This is a genomic window from Aeromonas media (genome assembly GCF_000819985.1).
GTDB classification, from domain to species: domain Bacteria; phylum Pseudomonadota; class Gammaproteobacteria; order Enterobacterales; family Aeromonadaceae; genus Aeromonas; species Aeromonas media.
Genome location: NZ_CDBZ01000003.1, coordinates 1209 through 24338 on the forward strand (window position 1 = coordinate 1209; position 23130 = coordinate 24338).

18 protein-coding genes are annotated in these 23130 nt (G+C 62.3%); 9 read left to right on the forward strand and 9 right to left on the reverse strand.

The window, feature by feature from the left end:
- Positions 1-280 precede the first annotated feature (280 nt).
- From BN1127_RS20960 to BN1127_RS00120, 7 genes are all read right to left on the reverse strand, one after another.
- Complete coding sequence (locus tag BN1127_RS20960; protein WP_082029899.1) at positions 281-1279, reverse strand: 5'-nucleotidase; 999 nt, start codon at positions 1277-1279, stop codon at positions 281-283.
- 29 nt (positions 1280-1308) lie between these two features.
- Positions 1309-3396, reverse strand: coding sequence for an exodeoxyribonuclease V subunit alpha (gene recD, locus BN1127_RS00095; protein WP_042648066.1), 2088 nt, complete (start codon positions 3394-3396; stop codon positions 1309-1311).
- Positions 3393-7001, reverse strand: a complete 3609-nt coding sequence (recB, locus tag BN1127_RS00100) for an exodeoxyribonuclease V subunit beta (protein ID WP_042648067.1) — start codon at positions 6999-7001, stop codon at positions 3393-3395. The genes recD and recB overlap by 4 nt, the downstream gene beginning before the upstream one ends.
- Positions 7001-10372 carry an exodeoxyribonuclease V subunit gamma gene (gene recC, locus BN1127_RS00105; RefSeq protein WP_042648068.1) on the reverse strand — a complete coding sequence of 1124 codons (3372 nt, stop codon included), beginning with the start codon at positions 10370-10372 and terminating at the stop codon, positions 7001-7003. Before recC ends, recB begins: the two co-directional genes overlap by 1 nt.
- A gap of 231 nt (positions 10373-10603) precedes the next feature.
- Positions 10604-10996 (reverse strand): DoxX family protein, encoded by a 393-nt coding sequence (locus tag BN1127_RS00110; protein WP_005330093.1) that lies wholly within the window; start codon positions 10994-10996, stop codon positions 10604-10606.
- Between the two features lie 84 nt (positions 10997-11080).
- Positions 11081-11767: a pirin family protein gene (locus BN1127_RS00115; RefSeq protein ID WP_042648069.1), complete on the reverse strand. Its 687-nt coding sequence runs from the start codon at positions 11765-11767 to the stop codon at positions 11081-11083.
- A 30-nt stretch (positions 11768-11797) separates the two neighbouring features.
- Entirely contained in the window at positions 11798-12130 is a 333-nt protein-coding gene (locus tag BN1127_RS00120) for a hypothetical protein (protein ID WP_042648070.1), read from the reverse strand.
- A gap of 256 nt (positions 12131-12386) precedes the next feature.
- On the opposite strand from BN1127_RS00120, the gene BN1127_RS00125 reads away from it, so the two are divergent.
- Positions 12387-13301 (forward strand): LysR family transcriptional regulator, encoded by a 915-nt coding sequence (locus tag BN1127_RS00125; protein WP_042648071.1) that lies wholly within the window; start codon positions 12387-12389, stop codon positions 13299-13301.
- A gap of 436 nt (positions 13302-13737) precedes the next feature.
- Positions 13738-14502, forward strand: coding sequence for a helix-turn-helix domain-containing protein (locus tag BN1127_RS00130; protein ID WP_005330085.1), 765 nt, complete (start codon positions 13738-13740; stop codon positions 14500-14502).
- Between the two features lie 119 nt (positions 14503-14621).
- Here BN1127_RS00130 and BN1127_RS00135 read toward each other — a convergent pair whose 3' ends face one another.
- Entirely contained in the window at positions 14622-15434 is an 813-nt protein-coding gene (locus BN1127_RS00135) for a UTRA domain-containing protein (RefSeq protein WP_042648072.1), read from the reverse strand.
- A gap of 182 nt (positions 15435-15616) precedes the next feature.
- Between BN1127_RS00135 and BN1127_RS00140 the strand changes: the two genes are divergently transcribed.
- Genes BN1127_RS00140 through BN1127_RS00165 form a run of 6 tightly spaced genes read left to right on the forward strand, consistent with a single transcriptional unit; the run spans position 15617 to position 20887 of the window.
- Positions 15617-16663: an ABC transporter substrate-binding protein gene (locus BN1127_RS00140; RefSeq protein WP_042648073.1), complete on the forward strand. Its 1047-nt coding sequence runs from the start codon at positions 15617-15619 to the stop codon at positions 16661-16663.
- 9 nt (positions 16664-16672) lie between these two features.
- Positions 16673-17506: an alkaline phosphatase family protein gene (locus BN1127_RS00145; RefSeq protein WP_042648074.1), complete on the forward strand. Its 834-nt coding sequence runs from the start codon at positions 16673-16675 to the stop codon at positions 17504-17506.
- Positions 17506-18405: an ABC transporter permease gene (locus tag BN1127_RS00150; protein WP_042648075.1), complete on the forward strand. Its 900-nt coding sequence runs from the start codon at positions 17506-17508 to the stop codon at positions 18403-18405. The genes BN1127_RS00145 and BN1127_RS00150 overlap by 1 nt, the downstream gene beginning before the upstream one ends.
- Positions 18398-19174 (forward strand): ABC transporter permease, encoded by a 777-nt coding sequence (locus BN1127_RS00155; protein WP_042648076.1) that lies wholly within the window; start codon positions 18398-18400, stop codon positions 19172-19174. The genes BN1127_RS00150 and BN1127_RS00155 overlap by 8 nt, the downstream gene beginning before the upstream one ends.
- A gap of 6 nt (positions 19175-19180) precedes the next feature.
- Complete coding sequence (locus tag BN1127_RS00160; RefSeq protein ID WP_042648077.1) at positions 19181-20188, forward strand: ABC transporter ATP-binding protein; 1008 nt, start codon at positions 19181-19183, stop codon at positions 20186-20188.
- 39 nt (positions 20189-20227) lie between these two features.
- Positions 20228-20887 (forward strand): HAD family hydrolase, encoded by a 660-nt coding sequence (locus BN1127_RS00165; RefSeq protein WP_042648078.1) that lies wholly within the window; start codon positions 20228-20230, stop codon positions 20885-20887.
- Between the two features lie 23 nt (positions 20888-20910).
- Here the strand turns inward: BN1127_RS00165 and BN1127_RS00170 are convergent, their stop codons facing one another.
- Positions 20911-22521 carry a sensor domain-containing diguanylate cyclase gene (locus BN1127_RS00170; RefSeq protein ID WP_042648079.1) on the reverse strand — a complete coding sequence of 537 codons (1611 nt, stop codon included), beginning with the start codon at positions 22519-22521 and terminating at the stop codon, positions 20911-20913.
- Between the two features lie 109 nt (positions 22522-22630).
- Here BN1127_RS00170 and BN1127_RS00175 point away from each other — a divergent pair, with 109 nt between their 5' ends.
- Positions 22631-23071 carry a DUF2214 family protein gene (locus BN1127_RS00175; RefSeq protein ID WP_042648087.1) on the forward strand — a complete coding sequence of 147 codons (441 nt, stop codon included), beginning with the start codon at positions 22631-22633 and terminating at the stop codon, positions 23069-23071.
- Positions 23072-23130: the final 59 nt, after the last annotated feature.

Here is a 23130-nt window from a genome sequence, read left to right on the forward strand (position 1 = left end):
CGTAGGTTCGATTAGCGAAGCGTAATCGGACGACGTATTTTCTCCCTTCTCCCGTTTATTAAAAAAGGAGGAGAAGGGCTGGGGATGAGGGGGAGGAAAAAAGAGATTACGCGGTAAACGTTGGGCTTCGTTACGCTCAGCCACAACCTACACAATCGGTAGGTTGGTGCTGAGCCTGCGAAGCCCAACATACGAGATGCCCTCTCCCAAAGGGAGAGGGGTTATACATAATCAGGGATATTCTTGTGAGGTATAATATAATTATTTCATAAACATCAAATTATATCTCGCTACTGGAATCTAAAGAGCAATCAGTTGCTACAGGTTTAACAACTAGTGGTGAACTACTCATATATGGAACTTTTCCTGATGGAACAATACTCGATGCGGCCTCAAGATGGACATCTTGATCATCAAAGAAAATATGTGGTTTGAATGCTTTCAACACTTTCGCTTTTCCTACTCCGCCGAGGAAAAAAGCTTCATCTACATAAATCCCCCAGCTTCTCAAAGTCTTAATAACTCGCATTTCAGAGGGACTATTACGAGCCGTAACGATAGCAACCCGCAGCGGGGAATATTCAATCTTCATCGGAAGTCGATTACGTAACACCGCGAGTTTTCTCAGTAAGTTAGCATAAGGCCCATCTGACATAGGTACATCTTGTAAAGCATCTTCTCTTGCATGAAAAGCGGCCATTCCTTCCGTTTTATATACCAATTCACTCTCGTCAGAAAACAATACAGCATCGCCATCAAATGCAATTCTTACTTGTCCCTCAGGTATTTGTGCAGCTTCTTTTGGAGGCAACTTTACCACAGCAGCGGCGCACTGCCTGGAATCAATAACTTGTTGAGCATCGCCAACATTTGTTGTCAGAAACAAATCGACATCAAATGCATCTAAGTAGTCAACTACAGACTCTCCCGCAGTAAATGCTGAACGAGTTATATCTAACTTCATATGCCGGATCGTATTTAGTACTCTGAGGCCAGTCTCTGGACTATTCCTAGACATAACCACAACCTCAACTAAAGGAGACTTCTCCCCAGCTTCAAGGTGAGAATTTAGAGCAAGCAATGCTTTAACTAGAGGAAACCCTGTACCCGGAGATAATGGCAGATCCTCATGTGCCAACATATAGTCACGATAGCGGTCAATCGCGACATCACGATCAGTATCAAACATGTCTCTAAATATTTGATCTGACTCATTCATATCAAATAATGCGGTAGCAGATATCCCAACCACTAGAGTTTTACTTAAATCCAATGCCATAACATTTCCCTGTTTCAGTCAGATAAAAATTACAGTTCATCATTCATAGTTGTTAATTCCCCCAACCTCTCAGCCAATCCGGAATAACGCTCGGTCTTTTTCCTGACCGCTTGTGCCAACAGGGCGCGATCGCCGTAGAGATCGAGTCGGGCCTTGGCGCGGGTGATGCCGGTATAGACCAGCTCACGGGTCAGGAGCGGGCTGGGGCTGTCGGGCAGCACCAGCACGGTATGGGCAAACTCGGAGCCCTGGGATTTGTGGATGGTCATGGCGTAGACCGTCTCGTGGGGTGGCAGCCGGCTGGGCAACAGCGCCCGCAGGGTGCCGTCCGGCTGCTCAAACCATACCTTGAGTCGCCCGGTTTCATCGGGCAGACAGAGCCCCATATCGCCGTTGTAGAGGCCGACCCCGTGGTCGTTGCGCACCACCATCACCGGGCGACCCGCATACCAGTCGCCATCCCGGGCAATCAGCCCGGCCCGTGACAGGGCCAGTTCGAGCCGCTCGTTAAGCCCCAGCACCCCGAACGGGCCGTCACGCAGGGCGCAGAGGATCTGGAAGCTGTTGAATGCCTTGAATACGGCGGCGGGATCTTCCCCCGCGCGGGCCGCCTTCAGATAGCTGCCGTAACCGGCCACCCCCTGGGTAATCAGGGCATCGTAGGCCTCCCCGGCCCAGGGGTGCAGGCTGATATCAGCGAATCCTGCGCCCCAGACGGCCTCTACCGCCGTGGCATCTCCGCCGTTGCAGGCGCGCGCCAGCTGGCCGATGCCCGAATGTTGATCAAAGCGCCAGCTCTTGGCCAGCAAACAGAGGCTGTCGCGCACCGGAGCCCCCGTGGGCGTGCCCTGCAAGCGGTAGCCGGTCTGGCGGGAGAGCCAATCCGCCTGCGCCGGGCTGATGCCCTGTTCGATAAAGCTGCAGATATCGCCGAGCACGGCCCCCGCCTCCACCGAGGCGAGCTGATCCTTGTCGCCGAGCAGGATCAGGCGGGCGTGGCTCGGCAGCGCATCGAGCAGGCGCGCCATCATCGGCAAGTCGACCATAGAGGCCTCATCCACCACCAGCAAGTCGAGGTGCAGCGGGTTGCCCGCGTGGTGGCGGAACTGGCTGCGCCCCGGAATGACCCCGAGCAGCCGGTGCAGGGTGCCCGCCTCGGTGGGGATCGCTTCCACCCACTCGGGGGGCAGATCGAGGGCCTGCAGGGCAGAGCCGATACTCTCGGTGAGGCGCGCCGCCGCCTTGCCGGTGGGGGCCACCAGCCGGATCGCCGGGGCCTTGCCTGCCTGCAGGCCGGTCTCCACCAGAATGGCGAGCAGTTTGGCGACCGTGGTGGTCTTGCCGGTGCCGGGGCCGCCGGAGATCACCGCAAAGGGGCGCGCCGCCGCGGTAGCCGCCGCCAGCTTCTGGCCGTTGCAGCAGAGCGCCTCGGGCACCAGCGCATCCAGCTTGCTCAAGTCGCTCGCCGCCTGGGCGCTGGCAAGCAGCCCTTCGATGGCAGGCCAATCCACCTCGCTCGGGAACACCAGATCCAGATACTTCAGGGTAAAGTGGCGGGCCGAGAAGTCGGGGGCGAGGCGGGCTTTGAGCAGCGCCGCAAACACCAGCCCGTAGTCGCGGGCAAACAGCCGCGACAGGGCCGGGGCTATCTCTGGCCATTCGGCTCTTTCACTCAAAGCGCGCAGATGGCGTGCAACCCCCTGCTCGTGATCGTGGTAGCGGGTGAGGTAGAGCCGCCCGTGCCACAGCCGCAGCGGCCAGCGCGGGGCGTGGCCGTCATCCTGCTCGGTGCCAACCAAGGGACTTGCCGCAAACAGGGCGGGCCAGCGGGCAGGATCCGCCAGATCCAGCAACAGATCCCGGCTCTGCTGGGGATCCAGCCCGAACGGGCGCAATGATCCGGCAGCGAGCATCTCCAGCGGCAGGCAAACATGACCGCGCCCCAGCTCGAAGCAGGTGAGCGCCGCCCCCAGCACCAGCTCGGGGCTGCCGCCCAGATCGGCCACCAGCCTGGCAAATTGCAGATCCAGCTGGCGGATACGGCCAGCCAGCGCCAGTGCTTTTAACCGTTCAACCATCATTGCACTGGTTGCGGTGCTGATCATGGTGCCGCTCATGCCTCTACCTCGTTCAATTCTGTTGATGACACATCGCCAGAGCGATCACCATTTCTAAACAACTCATCCAGCTCCAGCACCAGTTCACGGCTCGGGCGGGTATGGAAAATGCCCCCCTGCGGCATGCCGCGCAGGAACAGATAGAAAACCCCGCCAAAGTGCTGCTCGAAGTCGTAGCTCGGCAGGCGCAGGGTGAGCAGCCGGTGCAGCGCCAGCGAGTAGAGCTGGTATTGCAGGTCGTAGCGATGCTCCGCCATCGCCCGCTCCAGCGCCGGACGGCTGTAATCGGTGGGGCTCATGCCGAGGTGGTTCGATTTGTAGTCGAGCAGATACCAGCGCCCCTGCCACTCGAACACCAGATCGATAAAGCCCTTGAGCATCCCCTGCACGGTGGCAAAGCTGAGCGGCTTGTTGCCCCGCGACAGCGGGTCGTGCTGCTGGCAGAGCGCAGTCAGCGCCGGTGCCGTCACCCGTCCCATGGGCAGGAAGAACTCCAGCTCCACCTGTTTGCGCTCGGGGGCCAGATCCCGCAGCAGCACCGGATCACCAAAGCCGGTATCGAGCGGAGTATCGAGCACCGCCTCCACCTGCTGTTGCAACACAGGGGCCCAACTCTCGTCGAAGCCGTCTTGCAGCAACAGACTGGCGATATGCTCTGCCAACGGCTCGCCCGCGGCGCTCTGAAAATCGATGGTCTCGAACAGGCTGTGCAGCAAGGTGCCGGGGCGCGCCCCTTTCGGGAAGGTGAAGATGGAGGGCTGGGGCGCCTCCTCGGGTTGTTCCGCCGCCAGCGCGGCCGCCTCGGTGACGACCTCGTCATCGAAGCCGGGATTGGCCAGAACCCCCTTGCTGTGACCGTGACCCTGCGCCGCCAGCCCGGAGTAGGAGCTGATCCACCAGTCCCGCTCAAGGGAGCCGCTAAAATGGCGCACCTGCGGCTCGCCCAACTGCTCCTCCTCTGGCGGCAGCGGGGCGGGACGGGTGAGCGAGGGCTCACCGACGGCCACCCCGGGCAACGCCTGTGCCAGCTCGGTGAGGGCGGTCGCCAAGGTTTCGGCATCCCCCTCTTCGCCCTTTTGCAGCAGGTAGCCGATGGCGGTGTGGTGCAGGTCGGTCTTCTCCGACTTGCCATTGCCGGAGCGCACCGGCGCCAGTCCCAGCCAGGTGGCGTAGACGCCCCGGGTCAGCGCCACATAGAGCAGTCGCAGATCTTCGGCAAGGCGCTCGCGGTCGGCCTCCGCCAGGGAGCCCTCGGCGCCGGTCAGATCGAGAATGGTACGATTGCCCGCCTCGTCCGCCTCGTGATAGAGCGGGGTCTCGGCGGTTCTGTGGCTGCAGATAAAGGGCAGGAATACCAGCGGGTACTCCAGCCCCTTGGATTTGTGGATGGTGACGATCTGCACCAATTTCCGCTCGGATTCGAGCCGCAGTACCTGCTCCGCATCCTGCCCGTTGGGGCGGCTCACCGCCTCCCCCAGCCAACGCAGCAGGGCGTACTCCCCGTCCAGCTCGCTGCTCACCTGTTGCAGCAGCTCGCCGAGATGGAGGAAGTTGGTCAGCCGCCGCTCGCCATAGGGGCTCGCCAGCAGGGAGGAGGCAAGATTGCGCCGGTGCAGCAGGGCCCGCAACATCGCCAGCACGCCACGGCGATGCCAGATCTTGCGGTACTCCATAAACTCCTGTACCGCGCTCTCCCACGCCCGCTCGTCGCTGGCCAGCCCATCGAGCGCCTTGGCATCGAGATCAAACAGGCCGGTGGCGAGCGCAGCCCGCAGGCTGCGCTCTTCGCTCGGGTTCTGGCAGGCGTGCAAAATCAGCAAAATCTCCCGCGCCTCCACCTGCTCCAGCACGCTCTCGCGGTTCGACAGATAGACGGAGGCGATGGCGAGGCGCGCCAGCTCCTGCTGCACCAGCTTGCCCTCGGCGCCGGTTCGCACCAGCACGGCGATATCCCCGGCCTTCACCGCCTTGTCACCAATCAGCGCCTTGCCCTCACGGGCCAGGGTCAGCAGGCGGTGGATCTCGGCGGCGGTGGCGCGGGCCATCTTGCTCTGGTAATCCCCCCTATTGAAGGTGGGCTGGCCGGTCAGCTGCCAGCAGTGCAGTACCGGCACGGTGGCGCCCTCCAGCAGCAGCGCCTTGCTCTTGCCCTGCGCCTCCACCGGCAGGAAGGGGATATCCGCCTCGTAGATAAAGGGATCCTTGGCCCGCTCGAACAGGCCGTTGACCGCCCCCACCAGGGCACTGCTGGAGCGCCAGTTGCGCCCGAGGGTGTAGTGGGCGCTCACATTTCGCCGCGCCTGAATGTAGGTAAAGATGTCGGCGCCGCGAAAGCCGTAGATGGCCTGCTTGGGGTCACCGATCATCAACAGCGCAGTGTCTTTGTGGCCGCCGTAGAGGCGATGGAAGATGCGGTACTGCTGGGGGTCGGTATCCTGGAATTCATCGATCATCGCCACCCGGTAGGTGGCTCGAATGCGCTCGCAGAGCCGCTCGCCCAGGCCGGAGCCGAGCGCGCCGTCGAGGTCTTTGAGCAGGTCATCGAACGAGAGTTGATGTGCTTGGCGCTTGCTGGCCTGCATCCGGCTGCGCACCACCTTGGCCGCCCGTTGCAGGATCAGATCGCGAATACCGGGGCGGCTCGCCAGCAGTTCGTCGATCTGGCTGAACAGCGGCAGGGTTGGTGGCGACTTCCCCTTGTTCAGCTTGGCTTCCAGTGTCTCCTGGCCGAAGCGCTCGAGATCCTTGGGCAGCTCGTAACCGCTGCCCTCGTCCTGCGCCCAGTCGCTGATCTTGGCGAGCCAGCCTTCGTAGTTCTTGCCGGTATAGAGCTTCATCTGCCCCTCGGTCTGGCGGCGGATCTCGTCCGTCTGCGCCAGCCATTCGCTCTTCACCGCAGCGATGCGACTCATGGCCGCTTGATGGCGGGCGGCGAGGGTCTCGTCCCCCAACGCGGGGTGGATCTCCAGCTCGCTGTTGTCGAGCCAGCCGTTCATCTCCCGAAGCAGGGCGGCGGGGCTCAGCCAGAGCGCGCGCACCGAGCTGGCCAGGGTCTTGCCCACCGGATAGAACTCGGCGCGCCAGTAGTCGCTCACCGCCTGCAGCCTGAGCTGGCTGTCGTCGGTCAAAAATTCGGTTTCAAAGAGGGCGCCCGACTCGAAGGCGTTCTGCTTGAGCATCCGCTGGCAGAAACCGTGGATGGTGAAGACAGCCGCCTCGTCCATCTGCCGCTCGGCAGCCAGCAGGCGACGAGCCGCCAGCTCGTGATCCTCCACCTCGACCAGCAGTTGGGCCAGCAGGGTGTCACTGCTGTGACCGCGCATAAAGGCGAGGCGCGCCTCGTGGATGCGGCCGCGGATCCTCCCGCGCAGCTCGGCGGTGGCCGCTTCGGTAAAGGTCACCACCAGGATCTCGGTCACCGACAGCGGCCGCTCGTGGGCGCTCGGCTGACCCACATCGGCGCCCTCTTCGATGAGCGGGCCGTGACCCAGCAGCAGGCGCAGGTAGAGACCGGCGATGGTGTAGGTCTTGCCGGTGCCGGCGGAGGCTTCGATCAGTCGTTCACCATGGAGGGGAAAACGCAGGGTATTGAGCGGGTTAGCCATTATTTCAGCTCCTCCAGGGTCTTGAGCAGCGGGGTCAGGTGTTCACGGGCCAGGGCCTGTAACTGGTCAAGCACGGCGTCATCCAGCTCGGGGAAGCAGCGGGCGACATAAGGGTCTTGCCCCTCCCCCGTCACCATGTAACCGCCGTTGAAGCGGGTGAGGGCCGCCTTGTCGGCCGCCTCCGGCTTGTCGGGATCCTTCTCGATCGCCCTGAGCCAATCCCAGGCGGTGTTGGGGAAAAACGGCAGTGGCCGCTTCATCCCCTGCGCCCAGCACGCCACCAGCGCCGCCAGCTTGGGACGCGCCTCGTCGGCAGCGAGTACAGGCAGGCGCAGACTCTGTTTGGCATCGAACAGCAGGGTGTCGCCGGGGGCGCAGCTCAATGAGAGGCAGAGGTGCTGGATCCAGCCCAGCAGCAGATCCTTGCCGTTGAAGCTGCCGGGTTTGACCACCAGCAAGCGCCCCTTCTGGGTGTCGATCCACCCTTGCAGCTGGCCCTGAGTGAGGGAGATATCGATCTCCACCGCCTGCTTTTCTGACTCATTGGCAGCAACCCAGGGCCTTAGCCGATCCGCCAGCTTGCCCATCTCGGCATCCAGATCGTCCAGCAGCAGGCTGCCGAACCACCCTTGTGGCAGCAGGCCGGTGAGCTGCAACCGCTCGCGCCGTTTGCTCACACTATCGCTCCGCTCTGGACTGTCGCCCTCGGCCAGATGGGCATCGAGCAGCAGATCTTTCAGCTGATAATGTTGCAGACCATCCAGCTCGAACGGCTCGCTGTCCTCGATGTTGGCCTCGTTCAGTTCAAACCACACCTTGAGGCGACGGTTGAGGAAATATTTGGTGGGCTGGCGATAGAAGCGCAGCAGCTCCGCCAGCTCCAGCCCCTGCTCCTTGCCCCATTCGGGGGGTAAAGGCAGCTCGCCGCTCTGGAAGTTGGCCGCGCCGCGCACCGGATTGAGCGCTGGCAGCCAGTCGGCGGCATAGGTGAAGAGCCGCGAACCCGGCTCCGGGTAGAAGTAGTTGCGGCTGTAGGGGGTGAGCGGATGCGCCACCATCAGGTGGTTGAGCAGCCGCTTGCCGGAGGTTTCGTCATCGAGATCCTCATCCCCCGCCAGCACAAAGCCCTGCCGCACATAGTCGATCAGCTCCGCCAGCAGCACCGAGGGCACCTTGTCGCTGTTGTCCTGGGCGCTGAACCCCTGATAGCTGATATAGAGCCCCTGCTGGGCACTGAGCAGCGCCTCGAGGAAGAGGTAGCGGTCATCATCACGACGGGAGCGATCCCCGCGCCGCGACGCCACCGCCATCAGATCGAACCCCATAGGAGCCAGGGTGCGCGGGTAGACGCCATCGTTCATGCCAAGCAGACAGACCTGCTTGAAGGGGATGGAGCGCATCGGCATCAGGGTGCAGAAGTTGACCTGACCGGCGAGGAAGCGCTGGCTGGAGCGGGACTCCCCCAGCACGCTGCCGAGGTAGTCCTGCAACAGGTCGGCACTGATGGGCTGCTCGAAGCGGGCCTCGCCGAGCTGGGCGAGCCAGTCGGCCAGCTGGCTGCGGATTAGTTGCAGCTGGCGCTCTTCATCCTCGTCGGCCAGATAGAAGCGCTCCAGCAGCGCGTTGAGGCAGGCAACCCACTCCCCCAGCGGCTGCGCCTGTTGCAGCCGGGGCAAGAATTCGGCCAGCGAGTCGACGAACCAGGCGAGCTTGCCGAGCGCCAACCCCTGCTGGCCCTCGATATCGGCGTAGGGCAGAATGCCCGCCACCGGCTCGCCATCCCCCATGGCAAAGCCGAGCAGCATGCGGCGCAGGCCGAACAGCCAGCTGTTGCCAGAGAGGCGCGGCAGATCGAAACGTTCGGGGTAGCCGTCGTCCAGCCCCCAGCGGATACCGGTCTCCTGCACCCAGACCCGCAACTGGTTGAATTCGTCGTCATCGAGCTCGAAGCGGCGCAGCACGGCAGGCACCTCGAGAATGGCGAGCAGTTCCCCCGCCCCCAAGCGAGCGTTGGGCAGCCTGAGCAGGGCGAGGAAGCTTTGCAGCAGCGGGCTCTCCTGACTCGCCGCCCGATCCGAGACCGCAAACGGGATCTGGCCCCGCGCGCCAAACACCGCCTGAATGTAGGGGCCGTAGCTGTTCACATCCGGCATCATCACCACCACATCTTTCGGGGTGAGGGACGGGTCCTGCTCGAACAGCGCCAGCAGCCGATCATGCAGCACTTCCAGCTCCCGCATCGGGCCGTGGCATGCGTGGATCTGCAAGGATCCATCCGCCGGATCGATCGGGCTCTTGTGGTGGCTGCTATCGAGATCAAATTGCCCCGCGCCCCGTTCAGCCAGTTCCAGCACATCCTTCTGGATGGCGCGCAGCAGGCTGACGTTGCCCTGCTCATCCACCTCGTCGATATCGACGAAGGCCTCGATTTGCGGCACCTCCAGCTCCATCAGCTGGTGCAGGTAGTCGCGCCCCAGCTTGCCCATGGAGGCGAGCAGCGGGTTGGCAGGGCCCTGCAGGGTCTCAAGATCGGTACCGGGTTTGAGCTTATTTTCGAGGCGTGCCAGCGTCTTGCGATCGAGCAGGTCACCCCAGTAGTAGCGGCAGGGGTTGGTGACAAACAGGTGCACCTCCACCTCCGGCCGGCTACCAAGGGCCAGCAATGCCTCCACATAGCGCGGCGGCAGCGCCGAGATGCCGAACACGAAGACCCGCTGCGGCAGCTTGCCCGGCAGATCGGCGGTGCGTTGCAGCTCATGGATAAACTCCTCGTAGAGGTTGGCTCTGTGGTAGCCACTCGGAGAGAGCGCCAGGGTGCGGGCCACCAGCTCGCGCCACAGCTCAGGCTGCCAATCCTGACCGCTCACCCCGGCCAGCTCCAACCCCAATCCCTCCCCCTGTTCCCAACGGGCGATCCAGTCCGGCCGATAGACCAGATACTGGTCGAACAGATCCGCCACCTTCTGGCAGAGCTGCCAGAGCCGCACCTGCTCGGGATCCTGGGCAGGATCCTGCTCATCCCCGCCCAGATAGGCGGCGAGCGGCGCGAAGGCGGGCCTGCCGAGCAGAGCGGGCAGAATGGTCATCAGCTGCCAGCTCATGGATCCCTTGTTGTAGGGGCTCTGGCGGGGCACGTCCGCCAGTACCTGGGTGAACATCTCCCAGATAAAGCTGGCGGGCAGCGGGAAGTCGATATTGGCGGCGATGCCGAAGGCCTTGGCCAGCTCCAGCTTGAGCCACTGGGCCATGCCGGGACTCTGCACCAGGATCTGCTCCCGATCGAAGGGGTGAGAGAGGGGCGCCTGCCGGATGCGGCTCACCAGCAGCTCCTTGAGCAGATCCAGCTGATTGGAGTGGTAGAGGGTAAACATGGACGACTCCCGCCAATTTCATGAAGAGGGGTGTGCGCCGGAAAAGACGAACCATTTCCGTCACTTCACACGAAATGGGATTGTCGGGGATCGGGGGATAAGATGCAAAAGGCGCTTGCCACCGCCAGGCGGGCCTCGTCACAGTACCGGCATTCGCCCCCTGGCGGGCATAAAAAAGCCGGTGCTGCTGCACCGGCCAAAAGGCGTTGGAAAACTTGAACTATCAGGGTATTACCAGCACTTGCCGAGGCGGGCATCCAGGCTGAAGGCACCAGGACCGGCTGCCGCCAGGGCCAGGAAACCACCGGCCACCGAGAGGTTCTTCATGAACATCAGCATCTGCATCTGTTCGGCAGGCTGATAGTGGAAGATGAAGGCGGCCATCAGGGTGAAACCGGCCAGCAGCACCGAGAGGCTGCGGGTAAAGAGACCCAGCACGATGGCGAGACCGCCACCCAGCTCCAGCAGGATCACCAGGGGCAGCATGAACCCGGGCACGCCCATGGCTTCCATGTAACCCTGGGTACCGGCGTAACCGCCGATCTTGCCCCAGCCTGCCATCACGAACATCAGCGCCAGCAGAACACGACCCGCCAGCAGTGCCACATCTTTCATCTTGTCCATCGTCAGATTCCTTTGATTACCCATCTTGGTAATAACAGTGTAAGAGCTAATTGTTAACTCATTCATTTCGCCGTGATTTATCTATCAGGGCAAGTCAAACAGCAGGGCTTCACTCCCCTCGGCGGCGGTGAGCGTCCAGGACGCTTCATCGCGACTAAGCAGGCCGTCGCCGGGTCGGGCAGCCAGACCGTTGCCAGTCAGCTCCCCTGAAATCATATGCAGGTAACCATGACGCCCTTGCAATGCCCATTCGAGGGTTTCCCCTGCGGCAAGTTGCAGTCGCCAGATGCGGGCCTGCTGGCGGATCCTGAAGGATCCTTCCTCCCCATCCGGTGACGCGACCAGCGTCAGCCCGGGCTGGGTGGCTATCTTCTTCTGCTGATAACCCGGGGTAGTGCCGACTTCGTTCGGCTCTATCCAGATCTGCAACAGGGAGAGGGGCTCGGTCTGCGAGGGGTTGTACTCGCTGTGCCGGATGCCGGACCCTGCGCTCATCAGCTGGAAATCCCCCGCCGGGATCTGCTCGGCATGGCCGAGGCTGTCCCTGTGCTCTATGGTGCCGCTCAGCACGCAGGTGAGGATCTCCATGTTGGCATGAGGGTGGGTAGCGAAGCCGCCACCCGGCGCCACCAGATCCTGATTGATGACCCGCAGCACTGAATGCCCCATCCAGTCCGGGTCGTAGTAGTGCCCGAAGGAAAAGCTGTGGCGCGCATCCAGCCAGCCGAAGTTGGCCTTGCCGCGCGCTTCTGCGGCTCTCAATTTCATCATGGTGTGCTCCTCACGTACCGATACGGTTGATTAACGCTGCTTGCCGCTACCGATGCCGAACGGAATGCGGTAGTCGCTGCTCTGCTCACCCAGGCTCACGGTCAAGTTGCCCTGGGTGCGGCTCGGGATCTGTACCTGCTGGGTGCCCATCAGGTTGGCGTGAACGGAGGCCAGCAGATCGCCAGACTCATCGCGCACCTCCAGCATGGGGTTCGCCTTGCCAGCCATGGCGGCGGTGGCATTCCAGTTCACGAACAGCACGCCAGGGGCGGCATTGAGATCGGCCGGCACGGCAGCCTGGGCGAAACCTGCGGTCATCAGGCCTGCAACGGCCAGCATCTTGATTACGTTTTTCATGTTCATTCACTCTCTTGGTTTTTATGTCATTGCCAAGGCCGGTCTGGCCCGAATCAATGCATCCATGCAAGAGGTTATTCAAATAGTGTGTTGTTCTTTCACCTACAGCAGACATCGTTTTTGTGATGTCTCAGCCTGGAACTACCTTTTATTTGGCCGCTTGGCCTTCCTGCCTAAGCGTTGATTGAATATTAAAGTCACTTGCCCTAAGTTGTTAGCGAGATAATCTGGTAAACATGTTCAAAAAAATTGAAGGTTAGATATGGCCAAGGAATCGAACAAGGAGCGGGCGCTGACCCTGGAGGCGATCCGGGTGCTGGACGCCATAGACCGTCGTGGCAGCTTCGCGGCGGCGGCCGACGAGCTGGGCAAGGTGCCCTCGGCGCTGAGCTACACGGTGCAGAAGCTGGAAGACGAGCTGGACGCCATGCTGTTTGATCGCAGCGGCCACAGAACCAAATTCACCCCCGCCGGGCGCATGCTGCTGGAGCAGGGCCGCCTGCTGCTGGAGGCCGCCGAGCATCTGGTCGGGGAGACCCGGGCGCTGGCCCGGGGCTGGGAGACCGACATCACCATCGCCGTCGATGCCCTGGTGCCGCTGCAGGCGCTCTACCCCCTGGTGGAGCGGCTGGCCGAATTGACGGATACCCGGCTGCGGCTGCGGGCCGAGGTGCTGGCGGGCAGTTGGGAGTGTCTGGAAGATGGCCGCGCCGACCTGCTTATCTCCTCCCTCAATCCCGACATCACCCTGACCGGCATCAAGCACCAGTCCTTGCAGGAGGAGGTGATGCTCTACGTCGCCCACCCGGATCACCCCCTGCACGGGGAGCCCGAGCCCCTGGCGGACGAGACCCTGCGCCGCTACCGCGCCATCGCCATCGCCGACACGGCGCGGCGCAAGCCCGCCCTCACCTATCGTCTGCTGGACAAGCAGCCGCGCCTGACCGTCAGCACCATGGGGGAGAAGCGCGATGCCCTGCTGGCGGGCATCGGGGTCGGCACCATGCCCCTGAGCTGGATAGAAGAGGACATCAAGGCGGGGCGACTCAAGGTGATCGGCCCCGAGTATCGCCATCAGGTGCAGGTCGTGCTGGCGTGGCGGCGAGATACCATGGGCAAGGCCAAGAGCTGGCTGGTGCGGGAGATCCCCAAGCTGTTCCCCTGCAAGGGGGAATAGCTTCCAGGGAAGGCGGCGCAGGAGGTGCCAAAAAATGCGCCCCTTCCTTGACGGCGGGCTCAAATTCGGAGAAAAGAAAAAAAGCGGACCTCTTGCGAGTTCCGCTCAATGCCAGGAAAGAATAAAACCTTGCGGTTAAAAAAACCCTTAAATTGGAAGCAAACAATCGTTTTCTCAACCAGGAAGGTATTGAATCCGATTCGTGTTGGATTATGTGCGATGTAATATGCATCACCAGCAAAATGTTGGAAGGTTGAAGGATATGCACCACCGAGTGTCATTATCTGCCACCTTGCACCACAACTGGTCAGGCCATTTCAGCCGTTATAACCGGGTTACTCTCCTCTGGTTTTTCTAGGTGTCAAAAACTGAGCCCAATACAGATAAATCACTCACTTTTTGACACGACTAAAAATGCAGATAAAGGAATAGTTGCATGACCTACAGCCAGACCCTGGCCAACCACATTCTCGACACCCTGAAGAAGACCCTGACCGACAAGGGGATCCGCTATCAGACCCTGGCGGAAGCCATGGGGGTCTCCATCGCCACCGTGAAGCGGATGATGAACAAACCCTCCCTGCCCTTCGACACCCTGCTGGAGATCTGCCATCTGGTGGGCCTCTCGTTCGAGGAGCTGCTGGATCGCACCCAGGATGCCCAGAGCCGCCGCGCCGTCTTCACCCAGGAGCAGGACGAGGCGTTTCACAAGGAGCCCGGCCTCTACGCCTTCCTCGCCAACATCTTCTGGCGCGACAAGACCCTCATCGATCTCAAGCGCGAATACGGCCTGACCGACGCATCCTGCTACCTCTATCTGCGCAAGCTGGAGAAGCTCGGCATATTGCAGCTCGGCATCGACAACAGCTACCACTTCCTCATCAGCGAGCGCATCAGCTTCGAACAGCACAGTCGCTTCGCCCGCCAGCAGGCACGCCAGGCCATGTCGGTGCTGGGGGACTATCTGGTGGAGAACATGCACAAGTCGAACAACTACATGGCGCTGTGCCAGCTCCACCTGGACGAGAGCGAAGCCATGGCCCTGATCGATCGCATGAAGGAGTACTGGCATCAGGAGCTCAAACTCAACCGCCCCGCCATCGGCCAGCGGGAGGGCAGCAAGACCTACACCATGTCGCTGCAACTGGCGGACTGCGGCTACCAGAGCTTCGACGACCTTATCCCCAATATCGACAACTGATCCCGGCGGATCCTGCGGGATCCGTCCGTTTTCGCTGGCTCGGTCGTTAGCCTTACATCGGCCATTCAGGCCCTCTTGCCGCCTTCGGATGCAGTGCCCGTCAGTGCTCTGGATATTCCCTAGTCAACGAGCCGGGTTTGCTGCAGTGTGCCTGAGAGCGGCTGCAAGACGCGCGTATCCAGACAGATACGGATCGCATCCTGCCGCCAGTGTTCGATATCGCAATCCACCAGCGCCCCCCGCTCGTCGTAGTTGACCCGCACCAGTCTTAGCACGGCACTCCCCTCCGCCAGATTGAGGGCCCGGGCTATCTCTCCGCGAGCCGCCGAGGGGGTGATCTCCAGGCTCGCTCCACCCTGGCCTATGCCATAGCGCTGCTGATAGAGCTCGGTGAGGGAACTGGCCAGCGGGGCGATGGCGATATCGGGAAAGCGGCTCGCCAGCAGATGGTGGCTGACGTGCAGCACGGGGCGGCCGTCGATCAGTCGCTGGCGGCGGATTTCATAAAGCGGGGTGAAGGGCACCAACCCCATCCAGCGGCACAGTTCGCTGCTGGCAAGCTCGCCGCCGTGGGCCAGCACCCGGGTTTCGGCGGTGCGCTGCTGCTCGCCGATCCACTGATGAAAGTGGGTGTGGATGGCGGGGTCATAGGTGAGGCGAGGCGGCGCCACGAACCAACCGCGTCGCTCGGCCCGGTAGATAAGGCCATCCGCCTCGAGGCTGGAGAGCGCCTCCTTGATGGTGATGCGGGTAGTGGCGAAGCGCTCGCTCAGCGCCCGTTCGGCGGGCAACTGCTGCCCGGCCCCCAGCTGGCCGCTGCCGATATAGCGGCGCAGGGTCTGGCAAATCTGTTCGCACTTGGAGGGGCTGCGGCCATCGGTCAGCCCCTGTTCACTCAATCGCTCTGTCACTGTCACGTCCCTGTCGGTCATTCCGGTGTGCGCCCCCTGGAGTAGACCAGCGGCTGTCGGTCCCGAGTTGTAACCGCTTCGGATGACAGCGCCATGACAGGACTATTGTCACGAAAACGCCATCAAAGCGCCCCGCCACCGTCATATTTCCCCTCTAGCATCCCTCTCGAACCTTAACTGACCTAGTCCAGAGGGATGGGATGATGAAAAGCGTGATCGCAAGTGCACTGGCCCTGGTGGCCATCAGTCAACCGCTGTTTGCCGCCGAGAACATCGCGGATCTCGAGAAGGCCGCCCGCGGTGAAGGGCAACTCAGCAGCATCGGCATGCCCGACAGCTGGGCCAACTGGAAGGATACCTGGCAGCAGCTGGGCAGCATCTACGGCATCAAGCATCAGGATACCGACATGAGCTCGGCGCAGGAGATCGCCAAGTTCGCCGCCGAGAAGGCCAACGCTACCGCTGATATCGGTGACGTGGGCGGCGCCTTCGGTCCGGTGGCGGTCAAGCAGGGGGTCACCCAGCCCTACAAACCCTCCACCTGGGCGGACATTCCGAACTGGGCCAAGGATGCGGACGGTCACTGGATGCTGGCCTATACCGGCACCATCGCCTTCCTGATCAACAAGGATCTGGTCAAGGCTGCCCCCACCAGCTGGCAATCCCTGCTGGGCGGTGACTACAAGGTGACCCTGGGTGACGTGGGCGTCGCTTCCCAGGCCAACAACGGCGTGCTGGCAGCGGCCTATGCCACCGGCGGCAGCGAGAAGAACCTCAAGCCCGCCCTGGATCTGTTCGGCCAGCTGGCCAAGCAGGGCCGTCTGTCGCTGAACGACCCGACCATCGCCAATATCGAGAAGGGTGAAGTGGAAGTGGGGGTGCTGTGGGACTTCAACGCCCTGAACTACCGCGACCAGATCGACCCCAAGAAGTTTGAGGTAGTGATCCCGAGCGACGGCTCCGTCATCGCCGGTTACACCACCATCATCAACAAGTGGGCCAAGAACCCCAACGCCGCCAAGCTGGCGCGAGAATACATCCTCTCCGATGCCGGTCAAATCAACCTGGCCCGCGGCTACGCCCGCCCCATCCGCAGCAATGTGACCCTGCCGGATGACGTCAAGGCCAAGCTGCTGCCGGCCGAGCAGTACGCCAATGCCAAACCAGTGCAGGATCACGCTGCCTGGGAGCAGAGCTCCAAGGCCCTGCCGCGCCAGTGGCAAGAAACCGTCATGATCAACATGCAGTAAGGGAATCCAGTGCAACACAAGGTGATAGTGGTACTTGTGGATGGTCTGGCAGCCGAGGTAGCCCATTGCATGGGCTACCTATTCGGCATGGTGGAGGCAGAGCGCGGTCTGCATACGACCCTGAATGCTGCCCTGCCGTCTCTCTCCCGACCCCTCTACGAGTGCATCCTGACCGGCGTGCCGCCGGTGGTGAGCGGCATCACCCACAACGGGGTGAGTCGCCTCAGCCAGCATGACGCCATCTTCCATCTGGCCCGTGCTGCGGGTAAACGCACCGCGGCCGCGGCCTATTACTGGGTGAGCGAACTCTACAACCAGAGCCCCTGGCTGGCGGCCCGGGATCGCTATACCCATGACGAGCAACTGCCGATCCAGCACGGCTGCTTCTACTGGGATGACAACTACCCCGACAGCCACCTGCTGATAGATGGCGAGTGGCTGCGCAGCCAGTACGACCCCGACTTTCTGCTGATCCACCCGATGGGGGTGGACGATGCGGGCCACAAGTTTGGCCTCGATTCCCGCCAGTACCGCAATCAGGCGCGCCGCATAGACAGCCTGCTGGCCGATCTGCTGCCCCAGTGGCTGGCAGAGGGGTATCAGGTGGTGATCACCTCGGATCACGGCATGAACAACGACCTGAGCCACGGTGGCACCCTGCCCGAGGAGCGCACAGTGCCGCTCTGGCTGTTTGGTGATGCCTTTATTGATCGCTGGCCGGATGGGGTGGTGATTGCCCAGACCCAGCTCTGCGCCCTGATGGCCGACCTGCTGGGGGTTCCCCACGACAAGCCGAGCGGCCCGCCGCTGCTCAAGGCGACCTTTATGCGCGAGGTGCACTGATGATGCCTGCAACCACCGAGATCCTCGCGGATCAACCCGTGGCAACCCGGCGCAGGGCACACCGTCACTGGCTGCCGGCCCTGGTGCTGCTGCCCTTTGTCCTCTTGATGATCCTGTTCCAGCTCGCCCCCATGGTGTGGGTGCTGGTGGGCAGCTTTCAGACCCCGGATGGCTGGGGCATCGACTACTATCGGGAGATTTTGAGCTCCCCCTTCTACCTGCAATCGTTCGGCAACTCGTTGCGCATCGCCGGTATCGCCAGTCTGGCGGGGCTCGCCATCGGCACGCTCGGGGCCGCCGCGCTGCGCCACAGCGGTGAGCGGGTCAAGCGGCTGCTGCTGGCCTTCGTCACCATGACCGGTAACTTCAGCGGCGTGCCGCTGGCATTCGCCTTCATCATCATTCTTGGCATCAACGGCGCGGTTACCCTGCTGTTGAAATCCTGGGGCCTCATCGATGGCTTCAACCTCTACTCGGGGTCGGGCCTTATCCTCATCTACACCTACTTCCAGATCCCGCTCGCCCTGCTGTTGCTCTACCCGGCGTTCGATGCGCTGCAGGATGAGTGGCCCCAGGCCGCCGCGCTGCTGGGGGCAAGCAAGGGGCAATATGTGTGGCACGTGGCGCTGCCGGTGCTGACTCCCGCACTGCTCGGCACCCTGATCATCCTGTTTGCCAACGCGGTGGGGGCCTATGCCTCTGCCTATGCCCTCACCACAGGCAACTTCAATCTGGTGACTATCAGGGTGGCCAGTCTGGTCTCCGGCGACATCTTCCTCGAGCCCAACCTGGCGGCGGCGCTGGCGGTGATCCTGATGGTGCTACTGGGGGTAGTGACGGCCGCCAACCAGTGGCTGCTGAAAAAGAGCTATGTGAACAAGGGGCAATCCCATGCATGATTTGACGCCGCGCTGGCCCAAGTGGGTGCTGGGGGGGCTGGTCGCCACCCTGCTACTGCCGCTGCTGGCCACGTTTCTCTACTCCATCTCCACCCGCTGGGGGGCGACCCTGCTGCCGGATGGCTTCACCCTCGACTGGTATCTCAAACTGTGGGGTGATCCGCGCTTTCTGGCGGCGTTTGGCCGCAGCCTGCTGGTCTGTTTCGCCACCTTGCTGCTGGGGACTCTGGTGCTGGTGCCAACCGTGCTGGTGGTGGCCTACTACTTCCCCAAGCTGGATCCCTGGATGAACCTGCTGATCCTGCTCCCCTTCGCGGTGCCGCCAGTGGTCTCGTCGGTGGGGCTGCTGCAGATCTACGCCGACGGCGTTCTGCCCATTATCGGCACGCCATGGATCCTGATCGGCACCTGGTTCACCGTGGTGCTCCCCTTTATGTACCGGGCGCTGGCCAACAGCCTGCAAGGGGTGCCGCTGAAAGATCTGATGGATGCCGCCCATCTGCTGGGGGCGAGCAGTCGGCGCGCCTTCCTGCTGGTGGTGATCCCCTGCCTGCGCAAGGGGCTCTTGGCGGCGCTGTTTCTCTCCCTCTCCTTCCTGCTCGGTGAGTTCGTGTTTGCCAACATGCTGGTGGGCACCCGTTACGAGACCCTGCAGGTCTACCTCTACAACATGCGCGCCACTTCGGGCCACTTCACCAGTGCGCTGGTGATGAGCTATTTCCTGCTGACCCTGCTGCTCACCTGGGCGGCCAACAGATTTCATCGGTGATCCAAGATGTTTCATTTAGAAGTCAATCAGTTGCACAAATCCTACGGCGATACTCCTGTGTTCGAGGGGATCGAATTCGGCATTCGCAAGGGGGAGCTGGTGACCCTGCTCGGCCCCTCCGGCTGCGGCAAGTCCACCCTGCTACGGGCGCTGGCCGGGCTCACCCCGGTGGATGGCGGTCAGGTGCGGGTGGCCGGGGAAGACATCACCTGGCAGGCGCCCCAGAAGCGGGGCATCGGCATGGTGTTCCAGAGTTATGCACTGTTTCCCAACATGACGGTGTGGGACAACGTCGCCTTCGGCCTCAAGATGAAGCCCCAGCCGGGGCGCGAGCTATCGACCAGCGTGAAAGAGGCACTGGCGCTGGTGGAGCTGACCGGCTTCGAGCGCCGCTATCCGGCCGAGCTCTCCGGCGGCCAGCGCCAGCGGGTGGCACTGGCCCGCGCCCTGGTGGTGCAGCCGCGGATCCTGCTGCTGGACGAGCCGCTCTCGGCGCTGGATGCCCGCATCCGTCGCAGCCTGCGCCAGCAGATCCGCGAGATCCAGCAGCGCCTTGAACTCACCACCATCTTCGTGACCCACGATCAGGAGGAGGCGCTCACCCTGTCGGATCGGATCTTCCTGATGAACAAGGGATCCATCGTCCAGAGCGGCACGCCGGAGCAGATCTACACCCGTCCCGCCAGCGAGTTTGTGGCGAGCTTTATCGGCAACTACAACCTGCTCGGCGCCGAGCAGGGCAAGTCGCTGTTCGGCCCCCGTTTTCAGGGCAAGCTGGCACTGCGGCCGGAGTCCATCACCCTGCTGCCCGCCGGGGCGACCAGCAGCGAACCCAGCCTGCCCGGCGTCATTCGCCAGCAGCAGCTGCTCGGCAACGTGATCCGCTATCAGGTGGAGTGCGAGGCGGGGCTGTTGACGGTGGATTGCCTCAACCGCTCTGCCAGCGATCTGCTGGCTACCGGCAGTGCCGTGACCCTGGCGGTGGCCCGGGATCAACTCTGTGAGGTAGCATGACGCCTCGTTTCATTTTCGTTGTTACCGCAAGGAGCCCGCATGGCACTGGCACTGTTTGATCTGGACGAGACCCTGATCGCGGGGGATTCCGCCAGCCTCTGGCTGGAGTACATGGTGGCCGAGGAGCTGGCTCCGGAGGACATGGTGGCCGAAGAGCAGGCCATGATGTCCCTCTACCATCAGGGCAAGATGGACATGCACCAGTACATGGCTTTCACTCTGCAACCGCTGGCGGGCAAGTCGCGCCAGTGGCTCAGCCAGCAGTGCCACCACTTTGCCGAGCAGGTGCTGCGCGAGCGCCTCTACCCCGAGGGGTTGGCGCGTATCGAGTGGCATCGGGATCGGGGCGACGATCTGGTGCTGATCTCCGCCTCCGGCGAGCATCTGGTGGCGCCCATGGCGAAGATGCTGGGGATGGATCACTGCGTCGCCATTCTGCTCGATGAGGAGGAAGGAATGCTGACCGGCCAGACCCGCGGCACCCTGAGTTTTCGCGAGGGCAAGGTGGCCCGCATCAACCAGCTCTTTGCCGGGCGGGAGCAGCTCTGGCAGGGGAGCTTTGGCTACAGCGACTCCCACAATGATCTGCCCATGCTGCGGGCGGTGAGCCATCCTCATGCGGTCAATCCGGCCCCCGCGCTGCGCCAGTGCGCCTCTGAGCTGGGCTGGCCCCTGTGGGCATGGCAGCGGCTCCCTTGAACTGCTGAATGAAGAAGAGGCCCTCAGGCCTCTTCTTTGCTCAGTACCCCATCGTCTTCCGGCGGTACCTCGTTCTGTGCCGAGGGAGCGATTCCCCCCAGATAGATGCGGTTCTTGCCATCCCGTTTGGCGCGATACACCTCGGCATCGACGATATCGAGCAATTCCTTGGCATCCAGGCCGGGGGCGCTCGCCACCAGACCACCGCTGAAGGTGATCCCGAGGCCGGGCTCGCGCCAGTCCAGCGACGCGACCCCGATCCTGTACTGCTCCAGCAGCATCTGACAGAAGTGAATATCCGGGTTGGCCAGCAGCACCACCAGCTCCTCGCCACCATAGCGGCAGACCCAGCCGTGATCCTCCAGCAGCTTGGCGCCAAAGTTGGCCACCCGCTTGAGCACTACGTCCCCGGTCTGGTGACCATAGGTATCGTTGACCCGCTTGAAATCATCCAGATCGATCATGGCCAGACAGAACGGCTGGTGCTCAAGCAGCAGGCGATTGACTCGCTCGTCAAAAAAGCGACGGTTGTAAAGGCCGGTCAACTTGTCGAGGTTCGCCTGCTGGCGCGCCTCGTGGTAATCCTTGCTCACCTCCGCCAGCTCGGCATAGACATGCCTGAGTTCGTGCATGCCCCCATGGGGCACCTCGTCAGGCTGCATTCGGCTGGCGCGGATCATGGTGGAGATCTCGTCCAGCATGCGCCTGAAGTAACGGGACCAGACCAGCGCCAACACCATGTAGAGCACGCTGGCCAGCAGCACCACCCCGAGCACGTTGAGCAAGGCCCGAGCCACCACGGCCTGGATGCTCGACGCCGGCTGCACGCTGATCAGCACCCAGTTCCGATCAGGCAAGCGGCTGTAGGCCACAAACTGCCGGGAATCCTGATCCAGGAAGATGCCATCCTCCCGACTGAAGCGGGAGAGCCAGCTCGGGTGGGTCATGGACTTGAGCAGTTGGGAAGGATCGGGGTGGGCCAGCACCTTGCCGGACTGATTGACGATCATCTGGTAACCACTGTTCAATTGCCGGTTCAGCTGGGCGGAGAAGGGGGCCAGCACGGCATCGACCGCGAACACCCCGCGCACTCTGCCCTCCTTGTCGGTCAGTGCCCGCGCCAGAGCGATGACCAGATTGCCGTTGGTGTAGTCGTAATAGGGCTCGGTCCAGACCATCTTGCCCACATGCTGGCTGGCCAGCTGATACCAGGGGCGCTCCCGGGGATCGAAGCCGGCATCCGCCTGCCATTCGGGATAGATCAACATCTGGCGTTCGGCGGTGCCGACATAGATATAGATGAGGTCTGCCATCACCCCCTTGTAGAGCTGCCACTCCTTCAGGTAGGTTTCGGCATGGTTCAGCCGGGGGCCGCTGATGTCCTCCACCTTCACCTGGTTGTAGATGAGGGTGAACTCGCGCTCCATCTCGTGTAGATAGGGTTCGATGAAGACGTGACGCAACTGGTGGTTGGTGGCGAGCAGGCGCTGTTGCAACTCGTGTTGCAGGCTGCGCTCCATGTGCAGGTAGTAGATGGCACCCAGCATCAGCACGGGGATGAACAACAGCAACAGGCCCAGACGCATCCTGGCAACCAGGGACCAGGTTTTTTTGGAGACTGCTCGCTTATCCAACCCTGACTCCTGCTATCCCCTGAGGTCGTGTAGTGTCAGAATATCAGCCCCGCCCGATGGCGTCCAAAAGGAAGCTTGCCATGTGGCCAACGAGAAGGAACAGGCTCGGATGTTGAACCCGGAACTGCTGACCGCGCTCCATTATTGCGCCGTGATCACCCTGACCGGCGCCATCACCTCGGAGTACTTTCTGTTCCGGCGTGGCATGTCCATCGAACAGGTGCGCAAGCTGCTGCTGGCGGACAGCCTGGCGGCGCTGGCACTGCTGCTCATCTTCATCACCGGCGTGCTCATGGTGCTCGCCCACCCGCTGCAACCGGCGGCCCTGCTGGCCAATCCCGGCTATCGCACCAAGCTGCTGCTGTTCTTCGCCATGGCCCTCAGCTTCGGCTACCCCAGCCGGCTGTTTCATCACTGGCGCCGCTCTCTGCGTCAGGGGCGCGCCCCCATCGTCTCCATTCAACAACAGTTCTGGGTGATCTGGATCCTTCGGGGCAACCTGCTACTGCTCGCCCTGCTGCCCCTGCTCGCCAGGCTGGCAAGCGACTGAGCACCGGCGCCCCTCCCTCATCCAGGGACCACGCCGGATCACAAATCACCGGCGACAAA

What these genes read in the sequence shown, in the direction of transcription:
- BN1127_RS00160 (WP_042648077.1), top strand. Translation starts at nt 19,181, where the DNA reads ATGTTTCATTTAGAAGTCAATCAGTTGCACAAATCCTACGGCGATACT.
- BN1127_RS00140 (WP_042648073.1), top strand. Translation starts at nt 15,617, where the DNA reads ATGAAAAGCGTGATCGCAAGTGCACTGGCCCTGGTGGCCATCAGTCAA.
- recD (WP_042648066.1), bottom strand. Translation starts at nt 3,396, where the DNA reads ATGAGCGGCACCATGATCAGCACCGCAACCAGTGCAATGATGGTTGAA.
- BN1127_RS00125 (WP_042648071.1), top strand. Translation starts at nt 12,387, where the DNA reads ATGGCCAAGGAATCGAACAAGGAGCGGGCGCTGACCCTGGAGGCGATC.
- BN1127_RS20960 (WP_082029899.1), bottom strand. Translation starts at nt 1,279, where the DNA reads ATGGCATTGGATTTAAGTAAAACTCTAGTGGTTGGGATATCTGCTACC.
- BN1127_RS00120 (WP_042648070.1), bottom strand. Translation starts at nt 12,130, where the DNA reads ATGAACATGAAAAACGTAATCAAGATGCTGGCCGTTGCAGGCCTGATG.
- BN1127_RS00165 (WP_042648078.1), top strand. Translation starts at nt 20,228, where the DNA reads ATGGCACTGGCACTGTTTGATCTGGACGAGACCCTGATCGCGGGGGAT.
- BN1127_RS00155 (WP_042648076.1), top strand. Translation starts at nt 18,398, where the DNA reads ATGCATGATTTGACGCCGCGCTGGCCCAAGTGGGTGCTGGGGGGGCTG.
- BN1127_RS00175 (WP_042648087.1), top strand. Translation starts at nt 22,631, where the DNA reads ATGTTGAACCCGGAACTGCTGACCGCGCTCCATTATTGCGCCGTGATC.
- BN1127_RS00130 (WP_005330085.1), top strand. Translation starts at nt 13,738, where the DNA reads ATGACCTACAGCCAGACCCTGGCCAACCACATTCTCGACACCCTGAAG.
- recB (WP_042648067.1), bottom strand. Translation starts at nt 7,001, where the DNA reads ATGGCTAACCCGCTCAATACCCTGCGTTTTCCCCTCCATGGTGAACGA.
- recC (WP_042648068.1), bottom strand. Translation starts at nt 10,372, where the DNA reads ATGTTTACCCTCTACCACTCCAATCAGCTGGATCTGCTCAAGGAGCTG.
- BN1127_RS00150 (WP_042648075.1), top strand. Translation starts at nt 17,506, where the DNA reads ATGATGCCTGCAACCACCGAGATCCTCGCGGATCAACCCGTGGCAACC.
- BN1127_RS00110 (WP_005330093.1), bottom strand. Translation starts at nt 10,996, where the DNA reads ATGGACAAGATGAAAGATGTGGCACTGCTGGCGGGTCGTGTTCTGCTG.
- BN1127_RS00135 (WP_042648072.1), bottom strand. Translation starts at nt 15,434, where the DNA reads ATGACCGACAGGGACGTGACAGTGACAGAGCGATTGAGTGAACAGGGG.
- BN1127_RS00115 (WP_042648069.1), bottom strand. Translation starts at nt 11,767, where the DNA reads ATGATGAAATTGAGAGCCGCAGAAGCGCGCGGCAAGGCCAACTTCGGC.